This is a genomic window from Microbacterium sp. NPDC089696 (assembly GCF_044749125.1).
Taxonomy (GTDB): domain Bacteria; phylum Actinomycetota; class Actinomycetes; order Actinomycetales; family Microbacteriaceae; genus Microbacterium.
On sequence record NZ_JBIVHF010000001.1, the window covers coordinates 1110932 to 1136825 of the forward strand.

At 69.1% G+C, this 25894-nt stretch carries 21 protein-coding genes; 16 read left to right on the plus strand and 5 right to left on the minus strand.

What is annotated here, in order from left to right; translation table 11 throughout:
* Window positions 1–48 precede the first annotated feature (48 nt).
* Genes ACIPY8_RS05550 through ACIPY8_RS05565 form a run of 4 tightly spaced genes read right to left on the minus strand, consistent with a single transcriptional unit; the run spans window position 49 to window position 4103 of the window.
* Entirely contained in the window at window positions 49–819 is a 771-nt protein-coding gene (locus ACIPY8_RS05550) for an ABC transporter ATP-binding protein (protein ID WP_400815850.1), read from the minus strand.
* Window positions 816–1769 carry an ABC transporter ATP-binding protein gene (locus ACIPY8_RS05555; protein ID WP_400817650.1) on the minus strand — a complete coding sequence of 318 codons (954 nt, stop codon included), beginning with the start codon at window positions 1767–1769 and terminating at the stop codon, window positions 816–818. The genes ACIPY8_RS05550 and ACIPY8_RS05555 overlap by 4 nt, the downstream gene beginning before the upstream one ends.
* A gap of 46 nt (window positions 1770–1815) precedes the next feature.
* Window positions 1816–2793, minus strand: coding sequence for a branched-chain amino acid ABC transporter permease (locus ACIPY8_RS05560; protein ID WP_400815852.1), 978 nt, complete (start codon window positions 2791–2793; stop codon window positions 1816–1818).
* A gap of 2 nt (window positions 2794–2795) precedes the next feature.
* On the minus strand, window positions 2796–4103 hold the full coding sequence (locus ACIPY8_RS05565; protein ID WP_400815855.1) for a branched-chain amino acid ABC transporter permease: 1308 nt from the start codon (window positions 4101–4103) through the stop codon (window positions 2796–2798).
* A gap of 307 nt (window positions 4104–4410) precedes the next feature.
* Here ACIPY8_RS05565 and guaB point away from each other — a divergent pair, with 307 nt between their 5' ends.
* The 13 genes from guaB (at window position 4411) to ACIPY8_RS05630 (ending at window position 21567) form a co-directional block, all read left to right on the plus strand.
* The gene (gene guaB, locus ACIPY8_RS05570; protein ID WP_400815857.1) at window positions 4411–5913 is read left to right on the plus strand and encodes an IMP dehydrogenase; all 1503 of its coding nucleotides are present in this window, start codon (window positions 4411–4413) and stop codon (window positions 5911–5913) included.
* Between the two features lie 76 nt (window positions 5914–5989).
* A complete protein-coding gene (locus ACIPY8_RS05575; protein WP_400815860.1) occupies window positions 5990–6304 on the plus strand; it encodes a DUF2277 domain-containing protein in 315 nt (104 codons plus the stop codon).
* Between the two features lie 170 nt (window positions 6305–6474).
* Entirely contained in the window at window positions 6475–7518 is a 1044-nt protein-coding gene (locus tag ACIPY8_RS05580) for a response regulator (RefSeq protein WP_400815862.1), read from the plus strand.
* Window positions 7518–8507: an ATP-grasp domain-containing protein gene (locus tag ACIPY8_RS05585; protein ID WP_400815864.1), complete on the plus strand. Its 990-nt coding sequence runs from the start codon at window positions 7518–7520 to the stop codon at window positions 8505–8507. The genes ACIPY8_RS05580 and ACIPY8_RS05585 overlap by 1 nt, the downstream gene beginning before the upstream one ends.
* A complete protein-coding gene (locus ACIPY8_RS05590; protein ID WP_400815867.1) occupies window positions 8504–9211 on the plus strand; it encodes a PHP domain-containing protein in 708 nt (235 codons plus the stop codon). The genes ACIPY8_RS05585 and ACIPY8_RS05590 overlap by 4 nt, the downstream gene beginning before the upstream one ends.
* Complete coding sequence (locus tag ACIPY8_RS05595) at window positions 9211–10698, plus strand: glycosyltransferase family 2 protein (RefSeq protein WP_400815869.1); 1488 nt, start codon at window positions 9211–9213, stop codon at window positions 10696–10698. Before ACIPY8_RS05590 ends, ACIPY8_RS05595 begins: the two co-directional genes overlap by 1 nt.
* Entirely contained in the window at window positions 10695–10838 is a 144-nt protein-coding gene (locus tag ACIPY8_RS05600) for a hypothetical protein (RefSeq protein WP_400815871.1), read from the plus strand. The genes ACIPY8_RS05595 and ACIPY8_RS05600 overlap by 4 nt, the downstream gene beginning before the upstream one ends.
* Complete coding sequence (locus ACIPY8_RS05605) at window positions 10835–11182, plus strand: response regulator transcription factor (protein WP_400815873.1); 348 nt, start codon at window positions 10835–10837, stop codon at window positions 11180–11182. Before ACIPY8_RS05600 ends, ACIPY8_RS05605 begins: the two co-directional genes overlap by 4 nt.
* Window positions 11179–12960, plus strand: coding sequence for a sensor histidine kinase (locus ACIPY8_RS05610; protein ID WP_400815875.1), 1782 nt, complete (start codon window positions 11179–11181; stop codon window positions 12958–12960). The genes ACIPY8_RS05605 and ACIPY8_RS05610 overlap by 4 nt, the downstream gene beginning before the upstream one ends.
* A gap of 67 nt (window positions 12961–13027) precedes the next feature.
* Complete coding sequence (locus tag ACIPY8_RS05615; RefSeq protein WP_400815878.1) at window positions 13028–14716, plus strand: ABC-F family ATP-binding cassette domain-containing protein; 1689 nt, start codon at window positions 13028–13030, stop codon at window positions 14714–14716.
* Window positions 14717–14779: 63 nt separating this feature from the next.
* Complete coding sequence (locus ACIPY8_RS05620) at window positions 14780–15895, plus strand: GuaB3 family IMP dehydrogenase-related protein (RefSeq protein ID WP_050721639.1); 1116 nt, start codon at window positions 14780–14782, stop codon at window positions 15893–15895.
* Between the two features lie 55 nt (window positions 15896–15950).
* Window positions 15951–16709, plus strand: coding sequence for an SURF1 family protein (locus tag ACIPY8_RS05625; RefSeq protein ID WP_400817653.1), 759 nt, complete (start codon window positions 15951–15953; stop codon window positions 16707–16709).
* Window positions 16710–16950: 241 nt separating this feature from the next.
* Window positions 16951–21567, plus strand: coding sequence for an ExeM/NucH family extracellular endonuclease (locus tag ACIPY8_RS05630; protein ID WP_400815880.1), 4617 nt, complete (start codon window positions 16951–16953; stop codon window positions 21565–21567).
* 95 nt (window positions 21568–21662) lie between these two features.
* On the opposite strand, the gene ACIPY8_RS05635 is transcribed toward ACIPY8_RS05630, so the two are convergent.
* A complete protein-coding gene (locus ACIPY8_RS05635) occupies window positions 21663–22469 on the minus strand; it encodes a DeoR/GlpR family DNA-binding transcription regulator (RefSeq protein ID WP_400815882.1) in 807 nt (268 codons plus the stop codon).
* Window positions 22470–22695: 226 nt separating this feature from the next.
* On the opposite strand from ACIPY8_RS05635, the gene ACIPY8_RS05640 reads away from it, so the two are divergent.
* The 3 genes from ACIPY8_RS05640 (at window position 22696) to ACIPY8_RS05650 (ending at window position 25869) form a co-directional block, all read left to right on the plus strand.
* Window positions 22696–23991, plus strand: a complete 1296-nt coding sequence (locus tag ACIPY8_RS05640; RefSeq protein ID WP_400815885.1) for an ABC transporter substrate-binding protein — start codon at window positions 22696–22698, stop codon at window positions 23989–23991.
* A gap of 88 nt (window positions 23992–24079) precedes the next feature.
* Window positions 24080–25003: a carbohydrate ABC transporter permease gene (locus ACIPY8_RS05645; RefSeq protein ID WP_050721634.1), complete on the plus strand. Its 924-nt coding sequence runs from the start codon at window positions 24080–24082 to the stop codon at window positions 25001–25003.
* A 2-nt stretch (window positions 25004–25005) separates the two neighbouring features.
* Window positions 25006–25869: a carbohydrate ABC transporter permease gene (locus ACIPY8_RS05650; RefSeq protein ID WP_400815887.1), complete on the plus strand. Its 864-nt coding sequence runs from the start codon at window positions 25006–25008 to the stop codon at window positions 25867–25869.
* The last annotated feature ends 25 nt before the right edge of the window (window positions 25870–25894 follow it).

Consider the following 25894-nt stretch of genomic DNA (forward strand, 5'->3'; position numbering starts at 1 on the left):
GACAGAGGGGGCGGATGCCGCAGCATCCGCCCCCTCTGTGCGCGTCGGTCAGGCCGCGTCGGTCCCGAGGGTGCCGAGGTACAGGCCGATGACCTTGGGGTCGTTGAGCAGGTCGCGCCCCGTGCCCTCGTACGCGTCCTTGCCCTGGTCGAGCACGTAGCCGCGATCGCAGATCTGCAGGCAGCGTCGCGCGTTCTGCTCGACCATGATCGTCGTCACGCCCGCCTTGTTGATGTCGGAGACGCGGATGAAAGCGTCGTCCTGACGTACGGGGGAGAGGCCGGCGGAGGGCTCGTCGAGGAGCAGCACCGAGGGGTCCATCATGAGCGCGCGCGACATCGCCACCATCTGGCGCTCGCCGCCCGACAGGGAGCCGGCGCGCTGCTTCAGACGCTTGCCGAGCTCGGCGAAGATCCCGGTGACGAACTCCAGACGCTCGGCGTACGCCTTGGGGTTCTGGTAGAGCCCCATCTGGAGGTTCTCCTCGATCGACAGCGACGGGAACACGTTGTTCGTCTGTGGAACGAACGCGACGCCGCGCTTGACGAGCTTGTCGGCCTTCAGGCCCACGATGCTCTCGCCGTTCACGGTGATCTCGCCGGAGCGCACGTTGACCAGGCCGAAGATCGACTTGAGCAGCGTCGACTTGCCGGCCCCGTTCGGCCCGATGATGCCGATCAGCTCGCCCTGCCGGGCGACGAGGTTCGCGCCGTTGAGGATGTTCACGCCGGGAAGGTACCCCGCGTGCACGCCCTTCAGCTCGACGACGACGTCGTCGTTCCCGGGCGTCGTGTCGTTCACGGGTGTCGTCTCGCTCATGCGCGTCCCTCCTCGGTCTCCTCGGCGGCCAGTTCGGCGTCGGCCTCGGCCTCGATCTGCTCGCGCAGCTTGACCGCTGCGGTGTCGGCGAGCACGGGGATGCGTCCCGTGACGGCGCCGAGGTCGACGTCCTGGTGCGCACCGAGGTACGCGTCCACGACGGCCTGATCCTCCATGACCTCCTCGGGCGGTCCTTCGGCGACGACCTTGCCCTCGGCCATCACGACGACCCAGTCCGCGATGTGCCGGACCATGTGCATGTCGTGCTCGACGAACAGGACGGTCATGCCCTGCTCCTTGAGGTCGAGGATGTGGTCGAGCAGCGACTGCGTGAGTGCGGGGTTGACGCCGGCCATCGGCTCGTCGAGCATGACGAGCGTCGGATCGCTCATGAGCGCCCGCGCCATCTCGAGGAGCTTGCGCTGACCGCCGGACAACGCCGCGGCGAAGTCCTTCTCCTTGGCGTCGAGCTTGAACCGGGTGAGGAGCTCGCGAGCCTTCACCTCGATTTCCTGATCCTGCTTCCGCCACAGGAACGGGAAGAGGCTCGACCAGAAGCCCTCACCGCGCTGATTGGGTGCGCCGAGCTTCATGTTCTCGAGCACCGTGAGCAGCGACAGCGACTTCGTCAGCTGGAACGTGCGCACCTGGCCCATGCGCGCGACCTTGAAGGACGGCACGCCGGACAGGTTCTTGCCGTCGAACGACCAGGAGCCGCTGTTGGGCTTGTCGAACCCGCACAGCAGGTTGAACAGGGTGGTCTTGCCGGCGCCGTTCGGGCCGATCAGCGCGGTGATGGCCCCGCGGGGGATCTCGACGTGGTCGACGTCCACGGCCGTGAGGCCGCCGAAGCGCCGCTGCACGGCATCCACGACGAGGATGGGGTCGACCTTGGCGACTCCGGGGGCCGCGGGGCCCTTCGTGAGGCCCGTGGTCTTCGGACGACGGATGCTCCCGGTGGAGGGGGCCGTGGCGGCGCCCTCCTCGGGGGTCAGTTCATTTGACAAAGGTCATCTCCCTCTTGTCTCCGAGGATGCCCTGCGGGCGGAAGATCACGAGCAGCATGAGCGCGATGCCGACGAAGATGAAGACGAGCGTCGAGGCCTGGCTGTCGGACATGGGCAGGAGATCGGCCTTCGCCATCGCCGGGAGCAGGTTGGCGAGGAACGCGAAGACGACCCAGAAGAGGATCGCGCCGAGCGTCGGGCCGAACACGGTCGCAGCGCCGCCGAGCAGCAGCACGGTCCACAGGAAGAACGTCAGCGAGGTCGTGTAGCTGCCGGGGACCACGGCGGAGGGGAGGACGAAGACGATGCCGCCCGCCGCGCCGATGATGCCGCCGACCACGAGGGCCTGCATCTTGTAGGCGAAGACGTTCTTGCCGAGCGAGCGCACGGCGTCCTCGTCCTCGCGGATGCCCTTGAGCACGCGACCCCAGGGGCTGCGCATGAGCGCCCACACGACGAACACGGCCAGTGCGAGCACGATCACACCGAACACGCGGTTCCACAGGTCGTTGGCCGTGTACGTCCACGGCCCGAACCCGTAGGTGCCCGGGGGGAACGGGTTCGCGTCGCGGAATCCGCCGTTGTACTGCGCGAGGCCGTCGGCCGAGTTCGTGAACTCGTCGAACAGCTGCGTCGTGAAGAGCAGGCGCACGATCTCGCCCGCCGCGATGGTCGCGATGGCGAGGTAGTCGGCGCGGAGCCGCAGGGTCGGGATGCCGAGCAGCACCGCGAACAGCGCACCACCGCCCAGACCGATGAGCATGCCCACCCACCAGGGGAGGCCGAACGACAGCACGGAGATCGCGTAGCCGTAGCCGCCGACCGCCATGAACGCCGCCATGCCGAAGTTCAGCAGGCCCGCGTACCCGAAGTGCACGGCGAGGCCGGTCGCCGCGAGCGCGTAGGCGATCGTGACCGGGCTGAACAGGTAGACCGCGGTGTTGGAGAAGATGCTTCCGAAGTCCATCGTCAGCCCAACCTTTCCTTGCGTCCGAGCAGACCCTGCGGCCGCACCAGGAGGATGACGATGAGGACCACGAGCGCGCTTGCGTACTTGAGGTCCGAGGGGATCCACAGCGTCGAGATCTCGACGGCGATGCCGACGATGAGCGAGCCGACCAGGGCGCCGAACGCGGTGCCGAGTCCGCCGAGCGTGATGGCGGCGAAGATGAGCAGCAGCATCTGCATGCCCATGTCCCACTTCACGCCGGGGCGGAAGTAGGCCCACAGGATGCCGGAGATCGCGGCCAGGACACCGGCGAGGATCCAGACGATGCGGATGACCCTGTCGACGTCGATGCCGGAGGCCGCCGCGAGCTGCGGGTTGTCGGAGATCGCACGCGTGGCCTTGCCGACGCGGGTGCGGGTCAGGAACCACGCGACGCCGAGGATCACGACGATGCTGACGCTCATCGCGATCATGTCGATGTAGGAGAGCGAGATCGGTCCGAACTGGATCGGGGTGGGGCTCGCGCCCGGGAGCTGCCTCGTGCCGCCCCCGATGAAGTACTGGAAGAGGTAGCGCAGCGCGAGCGAGAGGCCGATGCTGACGATCATGAGCTGGACGACGCCCAGACCGCGTCGTCGCAGCGGACGCCAGAGCCCGGCATCCATCGCCCAGCCGAACAGACCGCCTCCGATCACCGCCGCGGCGATGCCGAGCCACAGCGGCAGGTGCCAGAAGCTCGTCGTGACGAGGGCGACGAGACCGCCCCAGGTCACCATCTCGGCGTGCGCGAAGTTCGACAGGCGGGTGGTGCCGTAGATGAGCGCGGCGCCCATTGACGCCAGCGCGAGCAGGAGGCCGAAGTTCAGACCGCCCACGAGCCGGGAGAGGAGCTGGTCGATGAACGACACCGTGACACGCTCGCCCTCGCCGAGGAAGAGGTTCGTGATCTTCGTGCCCGTGAGGCCGAACTCGACCTCGAAGGACGCCGTCGTCCCCGCGATCGGCTGCGTGCCCTCGGGCAGCTGCGCCGCATCGACGATCACGCCGTCGGGGAGGGTGTCCTCATCGACCGTGAGCGTGTACTTCTCCTTCTCGGGGACGTACAGGCGCCACTTGCCCTCGGCATCCGTCTCGGTCTCTCCCTCGAAGCCCTTGCCCTCGATCGTCATGACGACGCCTTCGACGGGCTGGTCCTCGAAGGTGATCACTCCGGCGAAGTAGAAATCGGTGATCTCCTGGCCGTCGTCGGTCTCCTCCGCGGAGGCCGACGCGGGTGGCTGCAGCCACAGGAATGCGAGGGCGAGAAGCGGCGCGAGCAGGATGATCATCCATCGCGTTCCGCTGCGTTTCGCCGAGATCGTCGGACTCACAGAACCTCCCAGTCCAGTACACAGACCAAGACAGGGTTGTTCATCGGCCTTGATGTACGACGGTATGAGCGTAATGTGTCGGCTCTGTTTCGACCAAGGCACGATCTGCTCACGGCGGGCACGATCTCATCACGAAGTTGCCCGCCCGCCGCACGCCGTCCGCGACGTGGCCCCGCGAGCCCTCGCCGTCACCGGGAATTTCCTCAGCCTCTCGACGCTTAGAATTGGTACCACTCTCGCCAGTCAGCGCCCAGGAGGAGCATCCATGGATCAGCACGACCCCTTCGGCTTCGTCGGACTCACGTACGACGATGTGCTGCTCCTCCCGGGGCACACCGACGTCATCCCCAGCGAGGCGGACACCTCGTCGCGGATCACTCGCCGGATCTCGGTCGCGACTCCGCTGCTCTCGAGCGCCATGGACACCGTGACCGAGTCGCGCATGGCGATCGCGATGGCCCGCGAGGGCGGCATCGGCATCCTGCACCGCAACCTCTCGATCGCCGATCAGGCCGCGCACGTCGACCGCGTCAAGCGCAGCGAGTCCGGCATGATCACCGACCCGATCACCACGACCCCCGACGCCACGGTCGAGGAGGTCGACGCACTCTGCGCCAAGTACCGCATCTCCGGTCTGCCCGTCGTCGACCCGGACGGCCGCCTCGTCGGCATCGTCACCAACCGCGACATGCGCTTCGTCTCGGGCTTCGAGCGCCAGACGACCTTCGTGAAGGACGTCATGACCAGCGAGGGCCTCGTCACGGCTCGCGTGGGCGTCGCCGCGGGCGAGGTCATCGCACTGTTCGCGAAGCACCGCGTCGAGAAGCTGCCGCTCATCGACGACGACGGAAAGCTCGCGGGGCTCATCACGATCAAGGACTTCGACAAGAGCGAGAAGTACCCCCTCGCCACGAAGGACGACCAGGGGCGCCTCCGGGTCGGCGCGGCCATCGGCTTCTTCGGCGACGCGTGGGAGCGCGCCGAGGCGTTGCGCGACGCCGGTGTCGACGTGCTCGTGGTCGACACCGCGAACGGCCAGTCGCAGGGCGTGATCGACCTCGTCACGCGCCTCAAGGCCGATGAGAGCTTCGCCCACATCGACGTGATCGGCGGCAACGTCGCGACGCGCGAGGGCGCACAGGCGCTCGTCGACGCGGGCGTCGACGCCGTCAAGGTGGGCGTGGGACCCGGCTCGATCTGCACCACCCGCGTGGTCGCCGGAGTGGGAGTGCCCCAGGTCACCGCGGTCTACGAGGCGTCGCTCGCGGCGCGCCCGGCCGGAGTCCCGGTCATCGCGGACGGCGGTCTGCAGTACTCGGGCGACATCGCGAAGGCCCTCGTCGCCGGTGCGGACGCCGTCATGCTCGGGTCGCTGCTCGCCGGCACCGACGAGTCTCCGGGCGAGATCGTCTTCCAGTCGGGCAAGCAGTTCAAGCAGTACCGCGGCATGGGCTCGCTCGGTGCGATGCAGACCCGCGGCAAGCAGACCTCCTACTCGAAGGACCGCTACTTCCAGGCCGACGTGCCCAGCGACGACAAGCTCATCCCCGAGGGGATCGAAGGCCAGGTCCCGTACCGTGGCCCCGTGTCCGCCGTGGCGTACCAGCTCGTGGGCGGCCTCCGTCAGTCGATGTTCTACGTCGGAGCCCGCACGATCGAGGAGCTCAAGACGCGCGGTCGCTTCGTGCGCATCACGGCCGCCGGCCTCAAGGAGTCGCACCCGCACGATGTGCAGATCGTGGTCGAGGCGCCGAACTACAAGCGTTGAGAACCGACGGAAGGGGACGGATGCCGCGGGCGTCCGTCCCCTTCCGCACGTCGTGGCTGCGGCGTAGCGTGCCCGTATGTGCCGCAACATCGTGCCCCTGAACAACCTCGAGCCCGCCGCGACCGACGACGAGTGCCACGACGCGGCGCTGCAGTTCGTGCGGAAGATCGCGGGCACGACCTCGCCGTCCCGCGCGAACCGGGAGACGTTCGATCTGGCGGTCGAGGAGATCGCCCGAGCGACCCGCGCTCTGATCGACGGTCTGGTGACGTCGGCTCCGCCCAAGAACCGCGAGGATGAGGCGCACAAGCGCCGGTCGCGGTCGGCGGAGCGCTACGAGGCGATCCGGGTGTACCAGCAGGAGAAGAAGGCGGCGCGCGCGGCTTCCTGACCCGTACGGAGGATCGGGGTGACGCGGTGACGCCTCCCCGGGGTTCGGTGTGCCAGTATTTAGCAATACCCGCTCGACTTCCCCTCGAGCTCCGGGGAGGGAGGACCCTCGGAGATCGGCGCCGGACCACCCCGACCGGCAGGGGGACTTCCCCATGGAGAGCAGATCACATGTCTGACGGTGCACCCCGCGTACTCGTCGTCGACGACGACCCCGACGTCGCTCTGCTCGTCCGCACCGTGCTCGAGCGTCGAGCCGGCTGCGAGGTCGTGACCGCCGGCGACGGGCTCTCGGCCGTCGAGCGTCTCGAGACGTTCGCCGCCGACGTCGTGGTGACGGACATCGAGATGCCCGGCCTCGACGGACTCGAGCTCCTCGCGGAGCTGCGTCGCCGGAACCCGCTCGTGCCCGTGGTCGTCATGACCGCGCACGTGTCGGTGGAGTACGCGGTGTCGGCGCTCCGCGCGCAGGCCGACGAGTTCCTCACCAAGCCCCTCGACAACGCGCGCCTCATCGAGGCCGTGACACGCCTGGCCGCCGAGGGCCGTGCCCGCCGCGAGGCCGCGAAGCCAAAGCAGGTCGTGCTCGCGATCGGCGCCCACCCGGACGACGTCGAGATCGGCGTGGGCGGGGTCCTCGCCGCTCATGCGCGCGCGGGGGACTCGATCACCATCCTCACGCTCTCCCGCGGCGCCCGCGGGGGAGACGCCGACAGCCGCCAGCACGAGTCCCTCGCGTCGGCCGAGCGTCTCGGTGCCCGCCTGTTCCTCAAAGACCTCGTCGACACCGAGATCTCCGGTGGGGGCGCGACGGTGCGTCTGATCGAGGAGGTCGTCGCCGAGATCCAGCCGACCGTCGTGTACACGCACTCCGAGCACGACCGGCATCAGGACCATCGGGCCGCGAACGAGGCCACTCTGGTCGCCACGCGGCGGGTGGGCACGGTCGCCTGCTACCAGAGCCCCTCGTCGACCATCGACTTCCGTCCCACGCGGTTCGTGCGCATCGACGACTACCTCGCCGAGAAGCTGCAGCTGCTCGCGTGCTTCGCCTCGCAGACGGCGACCCGCGACTACCTCGACCCCGCCTTCGTGACCGCGACGGCGCGGTACTGGTCGCGGTTCGGGGGAGGCGCAGCGGTGGAGCCGCTCGAGGTCGTGCGGGAGACCGCCGAGTTCATCGGCGTCCAGGAACTGACGAAGTTGGAGCGCTGATGGCCGCACGCGTACTCGTGACCGGTGCGGGAGGCCCGGCGGGGGTCGCGGTGATCCGTTCGCTCCTGCGCCGACCCGACCTCACGGTCTTCGCCGCCGACATGGACGGCTGGGCGAGCGGCATCTATCTCGTGCCGGCCGAGCGACGGCGCCTCGTGCCGCCGGGACGCGCAGACGACTTCGTGTCCGAGATCGCGCGCATGGTGCGCGAGGACGCTCTCGACCTCGTCATCTCGACGGTCGACGTGGAGCTCGTCGCGCTCGCCGGCCGCCGCGAGGAACTGGCCCCGGCCGTGCTGGCGGCCCCCTCGGAGGACACGTTGTCCACGGCGCTCGACAAGATGCTGCTGGCCGAGCGCTGCGCATCCACCGGCCGCAGCCCCCGGACGCGTCTCGCCGGCCCGGACGCGCTCGCCGAGGGCTGGGAGTTCCCGGTGTTCGCCAAGCCCCGGCAGGGGGCGGGCAGCCGCGGCATCCGCCTCGTTCCGGACCGGGCGGCGCTCGAGGCGCTGCCCGTCGACGAGGGGCTGATCGTGCAGGACTTCCTCCCCGGTGAGGAGTACTCGGTCGATGTGATCGCCGATGCGGCCGGACACGTCGTCGCGGCCGTCCCCCGCACCCGGGCACGCGTCGACTCCGGGGTCGCGATCGCGGGGCGCACCCTGCACGATCCCGAGCTGGTGGAGACGGCCACCGTGATCGCGGAGGCGATCGGCCTGGTCGGCGTGGCGAACGTGCAGCTCCGTCGCGACCGTGCCGGACGTGCGATGCTGCTCGAGGTCAACCCCCGGTTCCCGGGAGCGCTCCCCCTGACGATCGCCGCCGGCGTGGACATCCCGTCGCTCGTGGCCGACCTCTTCCTCGGCGCCGCGCTGCCCGCCGACGTCCCGTTCCGCGAGATCGCCTCCGTGCGGTTCCTCGAGGACGTGATCGTCGAGATCGACGAGGTGCTCGTGTCGGCGCACGCCGGACATCAGGAGGAGCTGTGAGCCATCCCGCACTGCGCGGCGATCACCACGTGCACTCCACGTTCTCCGACGACGCCGTCTCCACGCTCGAGGAGAACGTCGCGGCCGCCGAACGTCGAGGGCTCACCACGCTGCGCCTCGTCGACCACGTGCGCCGGGACACCGCCTGGGTCCCCGAGTACCTCGCCGCCGTGCGTGCGCTGCGGGTGCCCGCCGGGCTCACGGTGCTGACCGGGGTCGAGGCGAAGATCCTCGATGTGGGGGGCGGGCTCGACATCCCCGCCCTGCCGACGGGCATCGATCGCATCCTCATCGCCGACCACCAGTTCCCCGGTGTCGACGGTCCGCTCGGCCCGACCGCGGTCCGCGAGCGCATCGCCGGCGGATGGGCCGCGCCCGATGTGCTCGACCAGCTCGTGACCGCCCTCATCGCGGCCATGCGCCAGCATCCGGGCAACCAGCTCGCGCACTGCTTCTCGATCCTGCCGAAGATCGGACTGTCCGAAGACGATCTCGGCCGCGAACGCATCGACGCCTGGGCTCGCGCCGCCGCCGAGACCGACACGCACGTCGAGGTCAACGAGAAGTGGGGATGCCCCGGTCGGCCGTCGCTCGATGCCCTGCGCGCCTCGGGCGCGACGATCGTCGCCTCCACCGACAGCCACGAGGCCGCCGACGTCGGCCGCTACGAGCGCGTCGCCGCGCTGCTCCACGAGGACGCCTGATGCCCGAACTCACCTGGCTCGAGACGACGGTCGTCGTCATCCTGCTCCTGTGCGTGCTCGTCGGCACGCTGCCCGTCATCAACACCGGTCTGCAGTTCCTCGCACTCCCCGTGCACGCGTTCCGCAACCACTACCCGAAGGCGGCGCCGTACCACCCGCACATCGCCGTGCTGATCCCGGCCTGGAACGAGGGCCGCGTGATCGGTCCCGCGATCGAGCGGCTGCTGCAGCTGGAGTACCCCGCTGATCGCCTGCGCGTCTTCGTGATCGACGACGCGTCGACCGACGACACCCCCGACGTCGTGGCGGCGAAGGCGGCAGCGCACCCGGGCCGCGTCGTGCACCTGCGCCGCGAGCAGGGCGGTCAGGGCAAGGCGCACACGCTCAACCACGGCCTCGACGTCGTGCTCGCGGACGAGTGGACCGAGGCCGTGCTCATCATGGACGCGGACGTGATCTTCGCGCGCGACTCGCTCCGCAAGCTGAGCCGCCACCTCGCCGACGACGAGGTCGGCGCGGTCACCGCCTACATCGCCGAGGGCAGCCGCGACCGCAACTACCTCACCCGCTTCATCGCGATCGAGTACGTGATCGGCCAGCTCTCCGCGCGGCGCACGCAGAACGTGGGCGGTGCGATCGCGTGCCTCGCCGGCGGCGCGCAGCTGCACTCACGTGCGAACCTCGAGGCCATCGGCGGACGCATCCCGACGGGCACGCTCGCCGAGGACACCATGACGACGTTCGAGGGGCAGCTGCACGGTCGACGCATGGTGTTCGAGCCGCACGCGGTCGTCCTCGCCGAGGAACCCCGCACGATCGACGCGCTGTGGAAGCAGCGGCTGCGCTGGGCGCGCGGCAACGTGCAGCTGACCTCGATCTACAAGAAGCTGTGGTTCCGCCCGAGCCGCGAGCACAACCTCGGCAGCTTCGCGTTCGGCCTCGCGTGGTTCACGATCCTGCTCCTGCCCGCGTTCATGCTGCTCGCGGCGGCCGGGCTCCTCGCGCTGCTCCTCCTGCACAGCGACATCGCGGAGTTCGTGTTCCGGTTCATGTGGATCGCCGCCGCCTGCATCTACCTGTTCTCGATGCTCTACTCGGTGCAGCTCGATCCGCGGATCGGACGGCAGTCCTGGCGTGAAGCGCTCATGTTCCCGGGGCTCGGCGCCCTGATCCTCATGGCGTTCGCGCTGTTCCCCTGGCTGTTCGAGAGTGCGCTGCGTGCGCTCGGACTCCCCGTGACCGACCACACCCTGTTCGTGTGGGCCGTGATCTTCTACCTCTGGGGGCCGATCTCGATGCTCGGCATCTGGCTCGCGCGGGCCGTCGAGCCGCTACCGGCCGGGCGCTTCTTCGCGGGCCTCCTGCTGTACGTGTGCGGCTACGGATCGATGCTGTGCGCCATCACCGTGGATTCGTACATCAAGGAGTGGCGCCGCGCCGACGCCGCCTGGATCAAGACCGAGAAGATCGGACGGGTCGAGTCATGACCGAAGCACCTTCACGGAGCGAGGAGGAGGCGGAGATCGCGGCGGACGCCCGGCGCGAGAAGAGACTGATCCCGCAGGCGCTCCTGTCGCTGGCCGTCGTCGTGGTCATCGTCGTCGTGCGAGAGCTGCTGCTGCGATGAGCGGCCGGCCGCTGGCCCTCGTGGTCGAGGACAGCGCGGATCAGACCGCACTGCTGCGGCGTCACCTGGAGCGTGCGGGTTTCGACGTTCTCGCGGCTCCCGACGCGGAGACCGCGATCGGGGCGTTCCCGCGGATTGCGCCGGCGGTCGCGGTGATCGATCTCCTGCTGCCCGGCATCGCCGGGGCGGAGTGCACCCGCCTCGTGCGCGCGCGTTTCCCCGACTGCTTCGTGATCGTCAGCTCGGTGCTCGACGTCGCCGACTACCCCGAGGCCGACGCCGCGCTGCCGAAGCCGATCGTCGGCGCGGACCTGCGCCGGATCCTGCAGGGACGCGCGGGATGAACCCCGACCGCATCGACGTCTCCGCCACGCGAGGATGGCGACGCTTCTTCGACAACCCGACCCCGCTCATGAAGCAGGGGCCCACGGCGATCGCGGTCGGCGTCGCCGCGCTGCTCGTCGCCGCGGTGCCGGGTATCCCGATGACCAACCCCGCCGCGGTCGCGGCCGGCGTGATCGCGGTCGCCGCCGTCACCCTCCTCGCCGCGGTGTTCGCCGCGCGGGGCGTGTTCGACGGGTGGGCCGTGATGCTCATCCCGATCGTCGACCTGCTCGGCATCGGCGCCCTCCGCACCGGCACCGGCGGCGCCGCCTCGCTGTTCTCCTCGCTCGTGCTGCTCCCCGTGATCTGGATCGCGGCGGCGCCCGGCATCCGCCAGGTGTTCATCGTCGGCGTCTTCACCTCGATCGCGCTCCTCATGCCGAACCTGGTCGACCCGCCCGAGGACGCGGTCGACTGGCTGCGCGGCGTCATCGGGCCCATCGTGTTCGCGGTGGTGGGCGCGATCGTGAACGAGCTGTCGCGGCTTCACCGACTCCGTACCTCGCAGGCCGAGGCGCGGACGATCGAGCGCACCGCGGCGCTGGTCGCGAACGAGCAGACGCTCGCGCAGCTGAAAGACAGCGAGCAGCAGTACCGCGCCCTCTCGGAGTCCTTCACGAGCCTGTGGAACTCGATCACGGGTCAGGCGGTGATCGCGACCGACAACTGCGGGACGATCACCGCGTGGAACCCCGGTGCCGTCAGGCTGCTCGGCATGAGGGTCCGGGAGGCGCTCGACGACGTCCGCGTCGACCGCTTCTTCGACGCCGAGATGCTCGACCAGTTCGCGGACCAGAGCGCCGTCTCTCCTGCGGATCGGCTCCACCCCGGGCTGCGTGCGCTGTTCGACGAGGCGGACAGCGGCCGCTCCGTCGTGGCCGACATCGACGTGCGCACGGCCGGCGGATCGGCTGTGCCCGCCCGCGTGACGGTGTCCCCCTACCAGGACGCCGACGGATCGCGTCACGGCTACCTGCTGGTGATCACGGACGAGACGCGCGCCGTCGAGGTCGCGCGCATGAAGGACGAGTTCGTCGGCATGATCTCGCACGAGCTCCGCACCCCGCTCAGCGCGATCATCGGATTCCTCGACCTCCTCCAGAGCGACCCCGCCCAGCCCCTCACGGGTGAGCAGCAGGAGTTCGTCGGCATCATCGAGCGCAACGCCCAGCGTCTGCTGAACCTCGTCGGCGACCTGCTGTTCACCGCGCAGGTCGAGTCCGGGCGGTTCCCCCTCGACCGCACCGACGCCGATCTCGCGGCGCTGGTGCGGGACGCGGTCGCCTCCTCGCAGCCGCACGCGCACCGCGAGGGCATAGAGCTCGTCGCCGAGACGCCGGGGTCCCCGGTGCGGATGACGGCCGACCCCGGTCGACTGGGGCAGGCGCTCGACAATCTCCTGTCGAACGCGATCAAGTTCACGCCGTTCGGAGGGCGCGTCACCGCGGTCGTGCGCGAGATCGACGGCGGCATCGAGCTCGCGGTGCGCGACACCGGCCTCGGCATCCCCGAAGACGAACAGGGGATGCTGTTCACCCGCTTCTTCCGCGCGTCGACCGCGACCCGCAACGCGGTGCCCGGCGTCGGTCTCGGCCTCACCATCACCCGTGCCATCGTGCTCGCGCACGGCGGCACCATGGATGTCACGAGCAAGGAGGGCGTCGGCACCGAGTTCCGGATGTTCCTCCCGACGGCGCCGCGCACCGAGGCCATCCAGGTCGTCGCCACCGGCGTCTGATCGTCCAGCCCCCGCGTTCCTGATAGCCTGGTCGGCTCGCCACGCGGGCGGAAGGACGGCCACGCAGGTGGGATACATCGATGTCACGGGGGTCTCGCTGACCCTCCCCGACGGCAGACCGCTGCTCGACGAGGCGACGTTCCGCGTCGGCTCCGGCTCCACGAGCGCCCTCATCGGACCGAACGGCGCGGGCAAGACCACGCTGTTGCGGATCATCCGCGGCGAGCTGGCGCCCGATGCCGGCGTCGTGACGATCGACGGCGGACTCGGCGTCATGGACCAGTTCGTCGGACACGGCGAGGCCGGGCAGACCGTGCACGAGCTGCTCGTCCGGGTCGCCCCCGCCCGGATCCGGCAGGCCGCAGAGGCGCTCGACGCGGCGGAGAACGCGTTGATCGACCGTGACGAGCACGAGACGCAGATGGCCTACGCCTCCGCGATCGCCGAGTACGCGGATGCCGGCGGCTACGAGCACGAGACCGTGTGGGACCAGTGCACGGTCGCGGCGCTGGGGGTGCCCTTCGAACGCGCACGCTATCGGGAGCTCACCTCGCTGTCCGGCGGGGAGCAGAAGCGGCTGGCGCTCGAAGCGCTGCTGCGCGGGCCCGACGAGGTGCTCCTGCTCGACGAGCCGGACAACTACCTCGACGTGCCGACCAAGCGCTGGCTCGAGGGGCAGCTGCGGCAGACGCCGAAGACCGTGCTCCTGGTCTCGCACGACCGCGAGCTCCTGGCACGTGCGGCCGACCGCCTGGTCACGCTCGAGCCGGGAGGAGCGGGTGCCACCGCCTGGGTGCACGGCGGCGGTTTCGCCACGTACCACCAGGCGCGCAGCGACCGGATGGACAGGCTCGACGAGCTGCGTCGTCGGTGGGACGAGCAGCACGAGAAGCTGCTCCTGCTCGTCGCCACGCTCAAGGTCAAGGCCTCGGCGAACGACGGGTTCGCCTCGCGTTATCAGGCCGCGCAGACCCGGTTGCGTCGGTTCGAGGAGGCGGGTCCCCCGCAGGAGCGTCCCCCGGCACAGGACTTCGACATGCGTCTGCGCGGAGCACGAACGGGCAAGCGCGCGGTGGTCGCCGAGAGTCTCGAGCTCACCGGTCTCATGCGTCCGTTCGACGCGGAGGTCTGGTACGGCGACCGCGTGGCGGTGCTCGGGTCGAACGGCTCGGGCAAGTCGCACTTCCTCCGGCTGCTCGCCCGCGGGGGCAGCGATCCCGACCCGAGCCTCGGGCATGCGACCTCCACGGGGGAGCGGCTCCATCCGGTCGCGCACAGCGGATCGGCGGTTCTCGGCGCGCGGGTCGTGCCCGGCCTGTTCGCGCAGACGCACGCCCATCCCGAGTTCGTGGGACGCACACTGCTGGAGATCCTGCACCGCGGCGACGAGCGGCGTGCGGGCCTGCCCCGGGATGCCGCGAGCTCGGCGCTCGACCGCTACGGTCTCGTGCGCCAGGCGCAGCAGACCTTCGAGTCGTTGTCCGGCGGACAGCAGGCGCGGTTCCAGGTGCTGCTGCTCGAACTCTCCGGCGCGACGCTGCTGCTGCTCGACGAACCCACCGACAACCTCGATCTGGAGTCCGCGGAGGCGCTGGAGGTGGCGCTCACCCGATTCGAGGGCACCGTGCTCGCGGTCACGCACGACCGGTGGTTCGCGCGCGGCTTCGACAGGTTCCTGGTGTTCGGGTCGGACGGCGAGGTCTACGAATCGGACGAGCCCGTCTGGGACGAGAAGCGGGTGCTCCGTGCGCGCTGAATCCGGGTGGCTCCGCCGGCCGTCGGGCGTCCCGCGCATGCCCGGTAGGCTGGAGGGGTGACCATGGAGATCGAGCTCGGCCGAGGCAAGCGCGCGCGTCGCGCATACACGTTCGACGACATCGCGGTGGTGCCGTCGCGACGCACCCGCAACCCCGAGGACGTGTCGACGGCTTGGACGATCGACGCCTTCGGATTCGACATCCCGGTGCTCGGCGCTCCCATGGACTCGGTCGTGAGCCCGCAGACGGCGATCATGCTCGGTCAGCTCGGCGGCCTCGGAGTGCTCGACCTCGAGGGTCTCTGGACCCGCTACGAGGACCCCGAGCCCCTGCTCGCGGAGATCGCCGGCCTCGACGCCGACGGCGCGACCGTGCGCATGCAGCAGCTGTACTCGGAGCCCATCAAGCCCGAGCTCATCACGCGGCGTCTCGCCGAGATCCGCGACGCCGGAGTGACGGTCGCGGGCTCGCTGACGCCGCAGCGCACCCAGGAGTTCTACGACACGGTCGCGGCGGCCGGTGTCGACCTGTTCGTCATCCGCGGCACGACGGTGTCGGCCGAGCACGTGTCGAGCGTCGACGAGCCCCTGAACCTCAAGAAGTTCATCTACGACCTCGACGTTCCCGTGATCGTGGGCGGCGCGGCCACGTACACCGCGGCCCTGCACCTCATGCGCACGGGCGCCGCCGGCGTGCTCGTAGGCTTCGGAGGCGGGGCCGCCTCCACGACTCGCGCCACGCTCGGCATCCACGCGCCGATGGCGACCGCGGTGTCCGACGTCGCGGCCGCGCGCCGCGACTACCTCGACGAGTCGGGCGGACGCTACGTGCACGTCATCGCGGACGGCGGGGTCGGCACGTCCGGCGACATCGTCAAGGCGCTCGCGATGGGCGCGGACGCCGTCATGCTCGGCGTCGCACTGGCGCGGGCGACCGACGCCCCCGGACGCGGGTTCCACTGGGGGCCCGAGGCGCACCACCCGAAGCTCCCACGCGGACGCCGCGTCGAGGTCGGCGGGATCGGCACGCTCGAGGAGATCCTCTACGGCCCGGCTCCCGTCGCGGACGGCACGGCGAACCTGATCGGCGCGCTGCGCAAGTCGATGGCGACCACCGGATACTCCGATCTCAAGGAGTTCCAGCGCGTCGAGGTCGTCCTCGCGCCGTACGAGGCCTGAACCCCGCATCACCGTGTCGTCCCCCGCTCTGTTCCCGCCGACCCTGCGCGAGGTCATGCTCCGCGGGCGCTGGATCGCGATGCTCGTGCTGTGCCTGGTCGTCGCCGGAGTGTTCGCGTGGCTCGGCCAGTGGCAGCTCGAGCGGGCGATCGAGACCGATCCGCCTCCGCCCGGGGCGACCGAGCAGGTGCGTCCGCTGACGGACGTCGTCGAGCCGGGGCAGTACCTCCCCGAGCCGCTCGTCGGACAGCGCGTCGAGACCTCGGGGTCGTGGGTGCCCGAGGACTTCGTCGTGGTGTCGAGCCGTTTCAACGACGACGTCGAGGGGTACTGGGTCACCGGCCAGCTGCGGGTGGCCGAGCGCACGTCCATCGCGGTGGCGATCGGCTGGACGGCCGACCGCGCGGCGGCCGACGCCGCGGTCGAGGAGCTCGCGGCGCAGGCCGACGGCTCGATGGTCGACGTCACGGGCCGCATCATCTCGGACGAGGGTCCCTCCGTCCCGCCGAAGGACGATCCGGAGCGGATGGACCGGATGTCGCCGGCCGCGCTGCTGAGCCACTGGCACGACATCGCGGAGCTCGACGTGTACCGTCCGTATCTCGCATCCGCCTCGGCATCGGTCGGTCTCGCCGACATCTCCTCGCCGGCTCCCGAGGAGCAGTCGCCCGTCAACTGGCTCAACATCTTCTACGCGGTCGAGTGGGCCATCTTCGCGGGTTTCGCGTTCTATCTCTGGTACCGGCTCGCGAAGGACGCGTGGGAACGCGAGGTCGAGGAGTTCGAGGACGCGGCGTCCGCGGCGTCCGCATGACCGGATCCCGCGCATCCGTGCAGGCGCCCGCGCGCATCTGAGCGTCGCCCCGCTCCTCGTTCCACCTTCGTCAGGGGTGCACTCCGGCCGTTCGGTTAGCGCTGGGTGACCAATGAGAAAACTCCGTTGATGATGTCGGAGAGGCTCCTTAGGCTCGCATCATGTGCGCCGGCTGTGAATGCGCGCTGTAGTGGCTCCATGAGAGCCGTCGCCAGAGGAAACCGAGGAGACAATACCGATGATGCCCGACTTTGATGCCGCGAACCGCGAGGTTCCCGGATCGGATCGCAGAAGCCGGAGGCGTCTCGGCGTCCTCGCCGGGACCTGCGTCGCCGCCCTGGGAGCCAGCGCCCTGATCGCCGCCCCCGCCGTCGCCGATGTCGCAGGAACGGGGGTCGTCATCAACGAGGCGTACCTCTCGGGCGGCAGCGCAGGAGCCGCCTACACGAACAAGTTCGTCGAGCTCTACAACCCCACGGATGCCGCGGTGGCCCTCGACGGGCTCTCGCTGCAGTACCGGTCCGCGACTGGCACGGGCAACTTCAACGGCGTGGCGCCCCTCAGCGGCAGCATCCCCGCCGGCGGGTACTACCTGGTGCAGGGCGGCAGCAACGGCGCGAACGGCGCCGCGCTCCCGACCCCCGACGCCACGGGCAACCTCAACCCGAGCGGGACCACGGGCACCCTCGCCCTCGTGAACGGCACCGCAGCCGTGAACCTCACCCCGGGGTCCGTCACGGGCGTCGACGGTGTGATCGACGTGCTCGGCTACGGATCCTCGAACACGTTCGAGACCAAGACGGCCACGGCTCCCGCCGGCAACACCGACGTCAGGTCGCTGAACCGCACGAACGGCGTCGACACCGACGACAACAGTGCCGACTTCACTCTCTCGGCGACCATCACGCCGCAGAACTCCGCGGGCACCGACCCGGGCACCGACCCTGCGAAGGTCTCGATCGCCGAGGTGCAGGGCACCACCGACGTCTCGCCGCTCAACGGGCAGACCGTCACGGTCGAGGGCGTCGTCACAGCCGACTACCGCACCGGCGGCTACAAGGGCATCGTGATCCAGACCCAGGGCTCCGGCGGCGAGACCGACGCGACGCCGGGCGCCTCCGACGGCGTGTTCGTCTTCCTCAACGCGCTCGCCCCGACCCTCGCGATCGGCGACCTCGTCTCGGTGACCGGCTCGGTCAGCGAGTACTTCGGTCAGACGCAGATCAACCCCGCCTCGCTCGCGGGCGTCTCCGTCGTGCAGGCGGGCGTCGGCGTGCCGGCGGTCACCCCGCTGCCCGACACCGTGGTCGGCGCCGACCGGGAGCAGTACGAGAGCATGCTCGTCGCCCCCTCCGGCATCTACCGCGTCGCGTCCAGCCACCAGCTGTACAACTTCGGCACGCTGTGGCTGAACGCCGGCGACGACCTCAACGTCAAGAGCACCGAGACCGCGCGTCCCGGTGACGAGGCGGCGGCGATCGCCGCGGGGAACCGTGCGAACCGCCTGCTGCTCGACGACGGCTGGTCGATCCAGGTCACGAACAACGGTCACCCGAACGACCAGCCGTACTTCACGAAGGATCTCGTCGTCCGCAACGGCGACACGGTCGACTTCCGCGACAACGGCTACGTCCTCTCCTACGGCTTCGACGACTGGCGTCTGCAGCCGGTCGTGCCGATCGACAGCGCGTCCCCGGACGCCGCGAAGGTCGGCTTCGAGGCGAGCAACCCCCGCGTCGAGTCGGCGCCGGAGGTCGGGGGAGACGTGCAGGTCGCGTCCTTCAACGTCTTCAACTACTTCACGACGCTGAAGAGCCAGAACTCCAACGCGCGCGGCGCGGCCAACGCGGCCCAGTTCGAGATCCAGAAGTCGAAGATCGTCGCGGCGATCAACGGCCTCGACGCCGAGATCGTGTCGCTCATGGAGATCGAGAACTCGATCAAGCTCGGCGGCTCGCTCGATTCGGCGCTCGCCGACCTCGTCGACGGTCTCAACGACGCCCTCGGCGACGACGTGTGGGACTACGTCCGCACGCCGGACGCGCTGGACGACGCGACGACGACCGACTTCATCACGAGCGCGATCATCTACAAGAAGGATGACGTGAAGACGGTCGGCGACAGCCTCACCGTCACCGACGAGAGCGTCTGGTCAAACGCGCGCGAGCCGATCGCCCAGGCGTTCGACATCGACGGCCGCATCGTCTCCGTGGTCGCGAATCACTTCAAGTCGAAGTCCCCGCCCGAGGGGGCCGGCGTCGAGCCCGCCGACGGCCAGGGCTTCTTCAACGCGGACCGCGTCGCGCAGGCGAACTCCCTCAAGGACTTCACCGCGACGATCGAGGAGGAGACCGGCAGCAGCGACATCCTCCTGATCGGCGACTTCAACGCGTACGCGAAGGAAGACCCGATCGACGTCTTCACCAGCGCGGGCTGGAGCGACGTCGCCCCTGAGAAGGCCCCGGGACAGCACACCTACACGTTCGACGGCGAGCTCGGCTCGCTCGACCACGTGCTCGCGTCGCCGTCGCTCGCGGCGTCGATCACGGGCGCCGGGGTGTGGAGCATCAACTCCCCCGAGTGGAGCGACCGCGGCTACGCGTTCGGCGCCACGGAGGCGGGCACCCCGTTCCGCTCCAGCGATCACGACCCGATCATCGTCGGCGTCTCCTCGGAGATCCCGCCGGTGAGCATCGACGTCGTCACGATGAACGACTTCCACGGTCGCATCGAGGCCGACGGCGCCGCAGCGGGTGCCGCGGTCGTCGCCGGTGCCGTCCAGCAGTTCCGCGAGGAGAACCCGAACACGATCTTCGCCGGCGTCGGCGACCTGATCGGCGCGTCGACCTTCACCTCGTTCATCAACGACGACAACCCGACGATCGACGCGCTGAACGCGGCCGGTCTCGACGTGAGCGCCGCCGGTAACCACGAGTTCGATCAGGGCTGGGCGGATCTGCGCGATCGCGTGCAGGACCGCGCGGACTGGGAGTACATCTCGTCGAACGTGTTCGTCACCGAGACGGGTGAGCCCGCCCTCGCCCCGGCCTGGGTCAAGGAGCTCGACGGCGTCAAGGTCGGGTTCATCGGCGCCGTCACGGAGGACCTCGACTCGCTGGTCTCTCCGGAGGGCATCGCCGACCTCGAGGTGCGCAGCATCGCGGACTCGGTGAACGCCGTGGCCGCCGACCTCAAGGACGGCGACGCGTCGAACGGGGAGGCGGATGTCATCATCCTCCTCGTGCACGAGGGTGCGGCGAGCGTCGAGCTGTCGAGCATCACGCCGGACTCGCCCCTGGGCGAGGTCGTCTACGGCGTCGACGACGACGTGAACGCGATCGTCTCGGCGCACACGCACCTGGCGTACAACCACGTGATCGACGGACGTCCGGTCATCTCGGCCGGCCAGTACGGCGAGAACCTGGGCCTGATGAACATCCAGGTCGACCCGAAGACGAAGGAGCTGCTCTCGATCACCAACGAGATCAAGCCCCTCACCGCCAACGGCCAGGCCCTGTACCCGGCCGTGCCGGAGGTCGCCGACATCGTCGCCAAGGCGAAGGCCGAGGCCGACGTGCTCGGCGCCGTCAAGGTGGGCGACATCACCGCCGACTTCAACCGTGCTCGCCAGAGCAACGGCTCGGAGAACCGCGGCGGCGAGTCGACGATCGGCAACTTCGTGGCGGACGTGCAGAAGTGGTCCACGGGCGCGGACATCGCGATCATGAACCCCGGCGGCATCCGCGCCAACCTCACGTACGCGTCGTCGAACGCGAACGACCCGGACGGCAACGTCACGTACCGCGAGGCGGCGACGGTGCAGCCGTTCGCCAACACGCTCGTGACGCTGACGCTGACGGGCGCCCAGCTGAAGGGTGTGCTGGAGGAGCAGTGGCAGCCGGCAGGAGCGGCGCGCCCGTTCCTCAAGCTCGGTCTGTCGGAGGGGCTCGTCTACACGTACGACCCGACGGCCGCGCAGGGCTCCCGCATCACGTCGATCACGCTGAACGGCACGCCGATCGATGCCTCCGCGAGCTACACGGTCGCGGCGAACTCGTTCCTCGCCGCGGGTGGAGACAACTTCTTCACCTTCCGCGAGGGCACGGGAAAGCGCGACACGGGCAAGATCGACCTGCAGTCGATGGTGGACTGGTTCGACGCGAACAAGACCGCGACCCCCGACCTCGCCCAGCGCGCGGTGGGCGTCACGGTCAGCGCGCCGGACGCCGACGGCTACTCCGCCGGCGACCAGGTCACCGTGGCGCTCTCCTCGCTGGCGTTCAGCGCGGGCGAGGCGGCGCCGGGTGAGGTGACGCTCTCGCTGGGCGGCACGCAGCTCGCGGCGGGGACGATCGACCCGGCCATCGTCGACACGACAGACGAGGCCGGGCGCGCGACGCTCACGTTCACGGTCCCGGCCGGTGTGTCGGGGGAGCAGCCGCTCACGGTGACGGTGCCCTCCACCGGGACCACGGTGCAGGTGCCCTTCACGATCACGGAGGAGGAGCCCGAGGAGTTCGCGGGCACGATCGAGGTCGACAAGAAGGTCGCCGCCGGGAAGAAGCTCCGCGTCACCGGCGCGGACTTCGAGCCGGGGGAGACCCTCACGATCACGCTCGAGCCGAAGAAGGGCAAGCCGGTCCAGGTCGGCACCGTCCAGGTCAAGGCCGACGGCACCTTCTCCACGTCGGTGACGGTCCCGAAGAACGCGCAGCCGGGCAAGTACACGGTCGCGGTCTCGCAGGCCGACGGCGATACCGCGACGGCCACCGTCACGGTCAACCGCGCCGGCGGCATCGGAGGCATCATCGGGGACATCCTCGACTGGCTCTGGGACCTCATCTCCGGGTGGTTCTGACCCGGGGAGCAGAGTGACGCAGGCGGAGGCCGTCGGGAGTGATCCCGGCGGCCTCCGTCGTGCGTGCGGTGTCGACCCCGCACCGTCGTGGTAGGTCAGGGTGTGAGGACTTCGACCTCGGCCTGCGCCAGAGCGGCCGCCATGTGCGGCGCCGGAGGGGTGTCCGTGATGAGGTAGTCGGCGCGTTCCAGGAGCGCGATCTGTGCGAAGAACCGTCGACCGAGCTTGGTGGAGTCGGCGAGGATCGCGGTGCGCTCGGCCCGCTCGATCATCTCGGACATCATCGCGGCGTCGCCCAGATTGGACGTCGAGTACCCCGCCTCGTCGACGGCGCCGACCGCGATGAGAGCCAGGTCGCAGCGGATATCGACCTCCGGCCCGCCCGCCGTCATGGTGAAGGCGACCGGGCCGGTCGTCGCCTGCGTGATCGAGCGCACCGCGCCCCCGAAGACGTACAGGTCGCGGAAGACCGTCGGTGAGAGCTCGCCGGGGATGCGCAGGTTGTTCGTGGCGATCGTGAGGTCGTGGTGGTTGCGCAGCGCGCGGGCGACGGCGAGGGTCGTCGTCCCGGCGTTGAGCATGATGACCGAGCCGTCGTCGACGAGTCCGGCGGCGATCCTCGCGATCCGCTCCTTCTCCTCGGTCTGCACCCGCATGCGCACATCGAGCGCCTTGTCCTTGAGTGCGCCGCTCGTCGCACTGACCGCGCCGCCGTGCGTGCGCACGAGCACGCCTTCGCGATCGAGCTGGTCCAGGTCGCGGCGGATCGTGTCGATCGAGACCGAGAAGTGCTCGGCGAGATCTCCGACCGTGACCTGACCGGTCTGTTCGACGTAGGCCGCGAGATCGGCCTTCCGGCCGGCCGGCAGGCGTCGCTTGGGAGAGGATCCGGTGGCGTCCATGCAGACATCTCTAGCACAGATCGAATGAAAACCAGCACATTGCCGCAGAAAACGGCATGTCAGACACCGCTTTAACTCCATCGAATCGCGAATCCTCGCGGATATCGACCAGGTAACGGGTGGAGAAAGGTGTTGCGGACTTGCGTATCTCTGCATAACATTGCTCAAAACCGCATGAACAAGCATTGAAGCGCGTGATGCGGCACGATCTCGAAGAGGAGAAGTGATGATCACAGTGGGACGTGGGCGACGCACCCTGAAGCTCGCCGGCGCAGCGACAGCAGCCCTGACGGTCCTGGCCGTGGCGGGATGCGCGGCAGGCGACAGCGGAGACGACGGAGCCGACGGCGGCGATGTCACGATCGAGTTCGCGCAGTGGTGGGAGCCCGAACTCCCCGACGGCGAGTTCCGCGCACTGATCGACAAGTTCGAGGACGCGAACCCGGGCATCACGGTGGACCTCGTCAGCGGACCGTACGCATCGACGAAGGAGCAGCTGTTCGCGGGCGCGGCCTCCGGCACCATGCCCGACGTCGTCGGCCTCGACGGCGCCTGGGTCAACGACTTCGCCTCGCAGGGCGTGATCGCCGACCTCACGGAGCTCATGAAGGAGAACGACTACGACGACAGCGAACTCGCCAGCCAGATCCAGGTCGACGGCAGCACGTACATGATCCCGGTCGTGAACTTCGTGTACCCGATGTTCACGAACGACACGCTGCTCGCCGACGCAGGGGTCACCGCCCCGCCGACGACCCGTACGGAGTTCGCGGATGCTGCGGCCAAGGTCACGGCGCTCGGGGGCGACGTGTCCGGGTGGGTGCTCCCGCTCTCGCTCGAGGCCCCGAACGGCGTGCAGAACGACGTCATGTCGTGGGTCTGGGCCTCCGGCGGCTCCATGCTGAAGGACGGCCAGCCCGACCTCACGAACGACGACGTGACCTCGGCGATCGACTACATCGGCGGCCTGTGGGACGACGGCGTGATCGCCTCCGGCTCGTTCACCATGAAGGAGCAGGACAAGGTCGAGGAGTTCACCAACGGCCGCGTCGGCATGATGATCGACTCCCTCGCCCACATCAACCTGATCCGCGAGTCGAACCCCGACCTGCAGTTCTCGATCTCCGCGATCCCCGCAGAGGACGGCTACGACGGCGAGCGGGGCATCCCGTACGCGTCGTGGGGCATCGGCGTCGCCGAGAACTCCGAGCACAAGGACGCGGCGTTCAAGCTGGTCGAGTTCCTGATGAGCCAGGACACGAACTCCGAGCTGTCCACCATGGCGAAGGCGTTCCCCGGCAACTCCGAGTCCGTGCCGGACTTCGTGAACGACGACGAGCTCTTCAAGACCGCGTTCGAGATCTACCAGGCGGGATACCCGGCCAACGAGTTCACGGGCCTGCCCGTGGCGGAGGACCTCATGCGTCAGCTCGGCGAGCAGCTGCAGTCCGCGTTCGACGGCCAGCAGTCGATCGACGACGCCCTGAAGAAGGCGCAGGAGTCCTGGATGAAGGAGTTCTGACCCTCCATCCGACTCCCGCATGAACGGGGTGCCGCGTCGTGAACCCGATGCGACGCGGCACCCGACCAACCAAGGAGCACCGGTTCCCATGAGCCTGAAACTGTCCGACGACACCGAGGTGATCGTCACGGGCGTCGCACCCTCGCGGCGCCGCCGACAGCTGCGCAAGACCACCGAGTCGTACGCGTTCCTGTCGCCCACGGTCATCCTGCTGTTCGTGCTGATGATCGTCCCCATCGTGATGGTGATCGGCTACTCGTTCCAGGACAACGTGATCCTGAACAAGTCGCCCGAGTTCGTGGGCGTCGCCAACTACGTCGAGATTCTCTCCGATCCCGGCTTCTGGAAGGCCACGGGGAACACGATCCTCTTCACAGTCACGAGCGTCGCGGCGCACCTCGTGCTCGGCCTGGCCTTCGCGATGATGCTCAACAGCCCGCTGCTGGGCCGGTTCTCGCGCTCGATCTTCCGCGCGCTGTACGTCCTCCCGTGGCTGTTCACGGTCGCCGTGATCGCCGTCCTGTGGCGCATGCTCCTCGCCCCCAACGGCGTGGTCAACTTCCTGCTCAACACCGACATCGAATGGCTCGCGTCACCGCAGCTCGCGCTCGGCACCATCATCTTCATCAACATCTGGGCCGGGTACCCGTTCTTCATGGTCAGCCTGCTCGCCGGTCTCCAGGGTGTGCCGGCCGACCTGCACGAGGCGGCCCGCGTCGACGGCGCGAACGCCGTGCAGCGGTTCTGGAACGTCACGATCCCGCAACTGCGTCCGATCATCATCAGTCTCGTGCTGCTCGACCTGATCTGGACCTCGCAGCAGTTCGCCCTGATCTGGATGACCACGGGCGGCGGTCCCATCGACGTCACCGAGGTGCTCAGCACCTTCACCTACAAGCTCGCGTTCGCCAAGTACGACTTCTCGCTCGCCGCCACCTCCGCGGTGCTCGTGCTCCTGATGTCGATGGTGCTCGCCGTGTTCTACGTCCGTCACCAGAAAGCGAGGGACTGATCATGGCTCTCACCGTCGACACCCGGCGCCGGCGCACGCGCTCCGCCCTGGTCGCGAAGTCCGGACTGATCGTCGCGCTGATCCTGGGAGCCGTGTTCGCCGCCGGTCCCGTGCTCTGGATGCTGTCGAGCTCGTTCAAGTCGAACACGCAGATCTTCGAGCTCCCGCCGCGCCTGATCACCGACACGTTCTCGTTCGACGCGTACGTCGCGATCTTCACGAACCCCGAGACCATGCGGTTCTTCCTGAACAGCTACGTGGTCGCCGGCTCCGTGACGATCCTCACGCTGCTCGTGGCGATCCAGGCGGCCTACGCCTTCAGCCGTTTCGAGTTCCGCGGCAAGCGCATCCTCAACGTCGTGATCGTCAGCGTGCAGGCCGTGCCGCCGATCACCCTGCTGATCCCGTACTTCGGGCTGATGGTCGCGCTCGGGCTGTACAACTCCTACCTGGGCCTGATCCTCACCTACATGGTGTTCACGCTGCCGTACGCGATCATCATGATGACCGGGTACTTCAACACGCTCCCGAAGGAGCTGGACGAGGCCGTCCGCGTCGACGGCGCCGGGTCCATGACGGCGCTCTGGCGCATCCTCGTGCCGATCTCGGTGCCCGGCATCGTCTCGGTCGGCATCTACACCTTCATGATCGCCTGGAACGAGTACCTGTTCGCGCTCACGCTGACGCGCTCGATCGACATGCGCACGGTGCCCATCGGCATCCAGCTCCTCATGGGACAGCACTCCTACGACTGGAACCAGATCATGGCCATGAGCGTGCTCGGCTCGATCCCGGTGCTCATCCTCTTCCTCTTCTTCCAGAGGTACTTCATCAGCGGCCTCACGGCCGGGTCCGTGAAGAGCTGACCGTCCGCCCACGACTTCACACCAT